Source organism: Phenylobacterium sp. (genome assembly GCF_046590535.1).
Lineage (GTDB): Bacteria > Pseudomonadota > Alphaproteobacteria > Caulobacterales > Caulobacteraceae > Phenylobacterium.
Genome location: NZ_JBKJTG010000250.1, coordinates 1 through 6,824, shown reverse-complemented (window position 1 = coordinate 6,824; position 6,824 = coordinate 1). Strand labels below are relative to the sequence as shown.

The 6,824-nt window shown below is 66.5% G+C and carries 8 protein-coding genes and 1 pseudogene; 8 read left to right on the top strand and 1 reads right to left on the bottom strand.

From position 1 onward, the window contains the following. The 8 genes from ACLL81_RS15685 to ACLL81_RS15650 form a co-directional block, all read left to right on the top strand. A partial coding sequence (locus tag ACLL81_RS15685) for an aconitase family protein (protein ID WP_411289299.1) occupies nucleotides 1–226 on the top strand: 226 nt, incomplete at its 5' end. Continuing rightward, the gene (locus ACLL81_RS15680) at nucleotides 223–729 is read left to right on the top strand and encodes a 3-isopropylmalate dehydratase small subunit (RefSeq protein ID WP_411289298.1); all 507 of its coding nucleotides are present in this window, start codon (nucleotides 223–225) and stop codon (nucleotides 727–729) included. The genes ACLL81_RS15685 and ACLL81_RS15680, both read left to right, overlap by 4 nt. Then, nucleotides 726–1,652: an oxaloacetate decarboxylase gene (locus ACLL81_RS15675; RefSeq protein WP_411289297.1), complete on the top strand. Its 927-nt coding sequence runs from the start codon at nucleotides 726–728 to the stop codon at nucleotides 1,650–1,652. Before ACLL81_RS15680 ends, ACLL81_RS15675 begins: the two co-directional genes overlap by 4 nt. 2 nt (nucleotides 1,653–1,654) lie before the next feature. Next, entirely contained in the window at nucleotides 1,655–2,338 is a 684-nt protein-coding gene (locus ACLL81_RS15670; protein WP_411289296.1) for an isochorismatase family protein, read from the top strand. Next, nucleotides 2,338–3,252 (top strand): polysaccharide deacetylase family protein, encoded by a 915-nt coding sequence (locus ACLL81_RS15665; RefSeq protein WP_411289295.1) that lies wholly within the window; start codon nucleotides 2,338–2,340, stop codon nucleotides 3,250–3,252. Before ACLL81_RS15670 ends, ACLL81_RS15665 begins: the two co-directional genes overlap by 1 nt. Further along, nucleotides 3,252–4,187, top strand: coding sequence for a polysaccharide deacetylase family protein (locus tag ACLL81_RS15660; protein WP_411289294.1), 936 nt, complete (start codon nucleotides 3,252–3,254; stop codon nucleotides 4,185–4,187). Before ACLL81_RS15665 ends, ACLL81_RS15660 begins: the two co-directional genes overlap by 1 nt. Nucleotides 4,188–4,199: 12 nt before the next feature. After that, nucleotides 4,200–5,567 (top strand): MFS transporter, encoded by a 1,368-nt coding sequence (locus ACLL81_RS15655; protein ID WP_411289293.1) that lies wholly within the window; start codon nucleotides 4,200–4,202, stop codon nucleotides 5,565–5,567. Between the two features lie 344 nt (nucleotides 5,568–5,911). Then, nucleotides 5,912–6,307, top strand: coding sequence for a GlcG/HbpS family heme-binding protein (locus ACLL81_RS15650; RefSeq protein WP_411289292.1), 396 nt, complete (start codon nucleotides 5,912–5,914; stop codon nucleotides 6,305–6,307). 12 nt (nucleotides 6,308–6,319) lie between these two features. On the opposite strand, the pseudogene ACLL81_RS15645 reads toward ACLL81_RS15650, so the two are convergent. Continuing rightward, nucleotides 6,320–6,824, bottom strand: a pseudogene (locus ACLL81_RS15645) (hypothetical protein); the annotation flags it as partial.

Sequence of the window (6,824 nt, the reverse complement as noted above, 5' to 3'; positions counted from 1 at the left end):
CGGCGCGATCCTGCTGGGGACCGGCTGCGGGGCTTGCGCCGGCTACGGCGCGGGCGTGCTGGCCGACGGGGAAGTCTGCATCTCGACCACCAACCGGAACTTCAAGGGACGCATGGGCCACATGGGATCGGAGGTCTATCTAGCGTCGCCTTACACGGTGGCCGCCAGCGCCGTCGACGGCCGCATCTGCGACCCCAGGCCCTTCTTCCTTGCGGACGCGGCATGAATGGCAAGGTGACTGGCCGCGCCTGGACCTTTGGGGACAACATCGACACCGATGTGCTGGCGCCGGGAATCTACATGAAGCTGACGGCCGAGGAGGTGGCGACGCATTGCCTGGAGGCCGTGGATCCTGAGTTCGCGCTAAAGGTCCAAGCGGGAGACATCTTGGTGGGCGGTGAGAATTTCGGCGTCGGCTCCAGCCGCGAACAGGCCCCGCAGGCGCTGAAGATCCTGGGCGTGGGCGCGGTCCTGGCCAAGAGCTTCGCGCGCATCTTCTACCGCAATGCCGTCAACTTGGGCCTGCCAGCGCTGTTTTTCCGCGAAGCGGACGAAATCTCGGCTGGCGACTGCTTGGAGGTCGATCTCGCGGCCGGTCAGGTGCGAAACCTGACGACCGGCGCAGACTACCCGGTCGAGCCCATTCCGCCGCATCTGCTAGAGATGATCATGGTGGGCGGCCTGATGCCCCATTTGAAGGCGCGGCTGGCCGCGCAACGCGGGACATGAGCGCGCCGGCGCAGGCCTTGCGTGCGGCGCTTGCCAGCACGGACGGCGCGGTACTGGCCCCTGGCTGCTACGATGCGCTGACCGCGTCGCTGATCGAACGGCAGGGGTTCGCGGCAGCCTATCTCTCCGGCGCCTCCATCGCCTATAGCCGCTTGGGCCGGCCTGACATCGGCCTGGTGTCGGCCAGCGAGGTCGCCGAGACCATCTCGCTGATCCGGGACCGCTGCCCGGCGCTTCCACTGGTGGTCGACGCCGACACCGGATTCGGCAATGCGCTCAATGTCCAGCGAACGGTGACCACCTTCGAGCGCGCGGGCGCCTCGGCTATCCAGTTCGAGGACCAGGAGGCGCCGAAACGCTGCGGCCACCTGGCAGGCAAGCGACTGGTGTCCACCGGCGAGATGACGGGCAAGATCCGCGCGGCGATGGACGCCCGCAACCAGTCGGCGACGGTGATCATCGCCCGCACCGACGCGATCGGCGTCGAAGGGTTCGAGCCGGCCCTAGAGCGCGCCGAGGCCTACCTCCAGGCCGGACCCGACATGCTGTTCATCGAGGCGCCGCGATCACTTTCTGAGATGCGCACGATCTGCGCACGCTTCGCCGGCCGGGTCCCGCTCCTGGTCAACATGGTGGAAGGAGGCTCCACGCCGCTCAAGGACGCCGACGAGCTTGGTGCGCTGGGTTATCGGCTGGTGATCTTCCCCGGCGCCACGGCCCGCGTGCTGGTCTGGACGCTGGAGCGGTTCTTTGCCGACCTGAAGGCGCAGAAGACCAGCGCCGGCTGGTCCGACCGGATGCACGATCTCGCCGGCCTGAATGCGGTGCTCGGGACCGAGGAAATCCTGGCCGCGGGCCGCCGATACGACGAGACCGTCGCTGGGGCGGGTCTTTCACCCAAGCTGGCCGGCAAAGAGAGGTGAGCATGGAACTATCAGATCAATCGCCACGCCAGTACTACGCGGCGATCAAGGCGCGGCCCGCACGCGCGAAGTTCGGCTTCGGCGAAAAGCCCGCGCTGGTGAACATCGACCTGCAGAAGGCCTATACGGCCGTGGGGGAGTTCGCGACGGCCTACGAGACCGACCCAAGGCAGCTCGACTACGTCAACGAGCTTGCCGACCTCTGCCGGGCCAAGGGCCTGCCCGTGATCTGGACCTACGTCGCCTATATGGACTCCGGCGAGGACGCCGGCGTCTGGGGCACCCGCACCAACACCCCCGACAGCTTGCAGAACATCAAGGTGGGCAGCCGCCGGGCCGAATTCGACGACCGGCTGCGCATCGACGAGAGCCGCGATATCATCATCAATAAGCGGATGGCCTCGCCCTTCCACGAGACCAACCTCCAGTCGCTCCTGACCTGGCACAAGATCGACACGGTGATCATCACCGGGGGCTCGACTTCGGGGTGCGTGCGGGCCTGCGCCGTCGAAAGCCTGTCGCGCGGCTACCGCACGATCGTTGCGGAGGAGTGCGTGGCCGACAAGCACGAGATCCCCCACTTCGCGAACCTTGCCGACATGCTGCTCAAGTACGCCGATGTGGAGCCGTTCGCGGTGGTGCGCGACTACCTTGCCGCCTGGCCGCAGAGCGCGGGAGCCGGGTAGTGAAGTCCGATCCCGGCCTCTACGACTATTGGCCCTACAGGAACCGGCCCAAGATCGTCTGGCCGGGCGGCAAGCGGCTGGCCTTCTGGGTGGCGCCAAACATCGAGTTCTATGAACTCGCCCCGCCGGTTAATCCCAGCCGCAAGCCCTGGCCCAGGCCGGTCCCGGACGTCGTCGGGTACTCCTACCGCGACTACGGCAACCGCGTCGGCCACTGGCGGATGATGCAGCTGATGGACAAGTACGGCCTGCGCGGCTCGATCTCCCTCTCCGTGGCGCTGGTCGACCACCACCCTGAGATCATCAAGGCCTGCGCAGAGCGCGACTGGGAATTCTTCAGCCACGGCATCTACAACACTCGCTACTGTTACGGCATGGACGAGGCGCAGGAGCGTGCCGTCATCGAGGACTCTATCGAGACGGTGGAGAAGGCGACGGGGCAGCGCATCGCCGGCTGGCTTGCGCCGGCGCTAACCCACACCGAGCGCACCATGGACCTCCTGGCCGAATACGGCCTGAAATACACGTGCGACCTTTTCCATGATGACCAGCCGACGCCGGTAAAGACGAGGACGGGACGATTGGTGTCCGTGCCCTATTCGCTGGAAATGAACGACTCCATCATCTTCATCAACCAGAACAGCACCCCTCGCCGCTACGTCGAGATACTGAAGGCGAACTTCGATCGCCTCTACGCGGAGGGCGCCGAGTCAGGGACGGTGATGTGCATCCCGCTGCACGCCTTCCTGATCGGCCAGCCCTACCGGCTGGAGCCGTTCGAGGAGGTGTTCGAATACATCATGGGACATGAGGGGGTTTGGGCCACCACCGGCCGCGAGATCGCGGAGTACTGGACCGCCAACTACTACGGCGCCGCGGTCGCCGACATCAGAGTGAAGGCGGAGGCGCGCTGATGGCCCTGGATCCTGACTATTTACGCTATCCCATGCGCCGCTATGGCATGGACCACGACCGCTACGACTGGTCGATCCTGCCCGTGCGGCCCAAAGTGTCCTGGCCCGGCGGGGCGAGCATCGCGCTGTGGATCAACGTGGCGCTCGAGTTCTTCCCCCTCGACCAGAAGGGCCAGCCCTTCAAGCTGCCAGGCGGAATGGTCACGCCATATCCCGACCTTCGGCACTTCACGCTCCGCGACTATGGCAACCGCGTAGGCGTCTATCGGCTTCTCCAGCTCCTAGATCAGCTGAAGCTGCGCGCGTCGTGGGCGATCAACAGTCGGGTGGCAGAGCGGTATCCGTCGCTGGTGCGCAGCGTGGTCGACCGCGGCGACGAGGTGGTGGGCCACGGTCTCGACATGGACCATCCCCATTATGGCGGCCAGCCCGAGGCGGAGGAGCGGGCGGTCATCCGCGAGAGCCTCTCGGTGCTGCGCCAGACCACCGGACAGCCGGTGCGCGGCTGGATCTCGCCGGGCAAGTCGGAATCCATGAACACGCCCGACCTGCTGGCGGAGGAGGGCGTCGAATGGTTCGGAGACTGGATCAATGACGACATGCCCTATGTCTTTCGGACGCGCACGCGGTCGCTGGTGGCGCTGCCGCACTCGTCCGAGATCAGCGACCGCCAGATCATTGTCGACTTCCGCCACAGCGAAAGCGACTTCGCCGATCAGGTGGTGGACCAGTTCAACTTCCTGCATCGCGAAGCCCAGGGCGCCGGCGGGCGCATCATGGCGATCACGCTGCACCCGTGGGTGATCGGCCAGCCGCACCGCATCGGAGCGCTCGAACGAGCGCTGAAGCACATCCAGTCCCAGCCGGGCGTGTGGAGCGCCAGCGGCGAGGACCTGGTCGAGGCGTGGACGGCCGCGCAGCCCGCGGGCGCCTGAGGAGAACTCCAGATGACGGACACAACCGCAGCGGCCGACGCCGACCCGGCCCCCGAGACCGCCACCTGGCCGTCGCGGGGATACGCCTGGTACGTGGTGGGCATCCTCGTGCTCTGCTACGCGCTGGCGATCGTCGACCGCATCGCCATCGGGCTTCTGGTGGAGCCTATCAAGGCCGACTTGAAGATATCCGACACCCAGATGGGGCTGCTGCAGGGGCTGGCGTTCGCGATCTTCTACTCGCTCTTCGGCCTGCCCATGGGCGTGCTGGTCGACCGCTGGAAGCGGGTGAACCTGCTCGCGATGGGGGTCTTCTTCTGGAGCGCGGCGACCGTGGCGTGTGGATTCGCGCGTTCGTACGGCATGCTGTTCCTCGGGCGCATTGGCGTGGGAGCGGGCGAGGCGACGGTCACCCCGGCTTCGTCATCCCTCATCGCGGACCTGTTCCGGCCCGCCGAACGCTCGCGCGCCTTTGGCGTCTTCATGGTGGGCGGCGCCATCGGTACGGCGCTTTCCTATGTCGTCGGCAGCGGCGCCATCGTCATGGCGACGGCGCTGAGGGACTGGGAGCCCGGGCTGTTCGGTGGGTACAAGGACTGGCAGCTTGCCTTCATGATCATGGGCCTGCCGGGCGTCGTGCTCGCGCTGCTGGTGGTCCTGACCGTGCGCGAGCCGGTGCGTCGTGACGTGACCGACGCCGGACAGGCCTTCTCGCTGATCCCGATCTGGCGGCAGCTGACGTCGAACTGGGCCGCCTACCTGGCGATCATGGGCGGCACGGTCTTGAACGTGATGGTGGTCAACGCCCAGATCGCCTGGTTGCCCTCGATGTTCATCCGCGCGCACGGCTGGACTTCGGTTCAGGTCGGCACGACGCTGGGCATGCTGGGCTTCCCGGCTGGCACCTTCAGCGCGCTAAGTGCCGGCGTGGTGCTCTGGTGGCTGGCCAAGCGCGGCCGCACGGACGGGCCGATCCTAGTGGTGATGCTCCAGGCGCTCGTGTGGGCGATCTTTGGCACCATCAAGAGCCTGACACCGGACACTACGATCGCGCTCAGCGCGCACGTAGTGACGTCGCTGTTCGCCATCTGGTCGACGACGGCGGCGCTGGTGGGGCTCAATCAGATCACCCCCAATCAGCTGCGCGGCCAGATCACGGCCATCTACGCAATGTTCACTGGCCTGATCGGCGTGACGGTGGGGCCGCTGACGGTGGGCCTGCTGTCTGATCACGTGTTCACGGGCCCGAAGGGTCTGCAACCCAGCCTGGCGACGATGTACGCCGTTGGCGGCTCCCTGGGCGTGGTCCTACTGTTGCTGGCCCGTAAGTCCTTTAGCGACGCGGTCATCCGCGCGCGGTCGTGGACGACGGGCGGCTAGGCGGAGCCGCCAGCTATTTCGCGATGTCAGTGCGCATTCGCAGCACCCGATTGAAGTAGGCCTCGCTCGCGCAACGTCCCGACCTCGGCGGTGAGCCCGAGAGAGTAGTCAACCTAAGTCGAGAATGCAGCACGCTCCGCCTGCAGGGCCACGTCGGAAGATGCGGTTGATATGGAAGGACCCGTCAAATTCAACGACGGGCCGGCTGGGAGACCGTCGGCCTCGCGAGGTTGACCTGACAGTTCCATGGCCGCGCCATTGGGCGCCGGGACCGTCAACCGTTGGCCGGGGTCGACGGGCTGTCATAGTCTGGACGCTGCACCCCCGATCAAAGGACGCTTCCGATGCGCACCAAACCCTGCCTCGAACAGGCTGACGTCCAGACGATCGTCGCTGCGTGCCGCGCCGAGGCTTCGCGCCACGGATGGAAGATTACCATCGCGGTGGTCGATGACGGGGGCTATCCGCTCTATCTTGAGCGGATGGACGGGGTGAAGGTCACCACCGTGGAGGTCGCCCTGGGCAAGGCGCGCACCGCCGCCCTGTCCTGGCTTCCCTCGTCCAAACTGGAGAACCTTATCAAGGACCGGCCGTCGATCCTGAAGCTGCGCTCCCTGCCGATGCAAGGCGGGATGCCCATCCTCAACGAGGGCCAGTGCGTCGGCGGGGTGGGCGTCGCGGGCGCCGATTTCCACGAAGACGAACAGGTTGCCGAGGCCGGCGCCGCCGCCCTGGGGTAGCGCTGCCTCAGCTCAAGTGCTGGTCCAGGCCTGGGCCCGCAAGGCGGCCTGGGCGAAGGCCTTGCGGCCGACCAGCAGCAATAGCAGGCTGGATATGCCGCCAAAGGCGTAGACACAGGCCATGGCGGGCGAAATCCCCGCGGGGCCCGTGAAGACATAATCGGTCAGCAGGCCCACCGACAGTCCGCCCAGGGTCAGGGCCACAAGGCCCGTGATGGCCACGTAGATTGCGATGACCTGCCCGCGCAGCTCGTTGGGGGTAATCTGGCTAAGACCGGTAAGGGTCGCCGTCGTCGCCCAAATCGACACCAGTGAGGTGCTGGCATAGGCGACCAGGGCCAGTTGCGGGGTCGGGGCCAAAGCCGTCATCGTGCCGAAGGTGGCCCAAACGACCGACTGGGTCATCACCGGGAAGATCGGTCCGTCCAGGCGGCCGCGGCGATAGAGCCAGGCCATGAGCCATCCGGCGCTCAGGGCGCTGAAGGTGCCGCAGGGTAGGCCGACCAGGCCAAGGGTG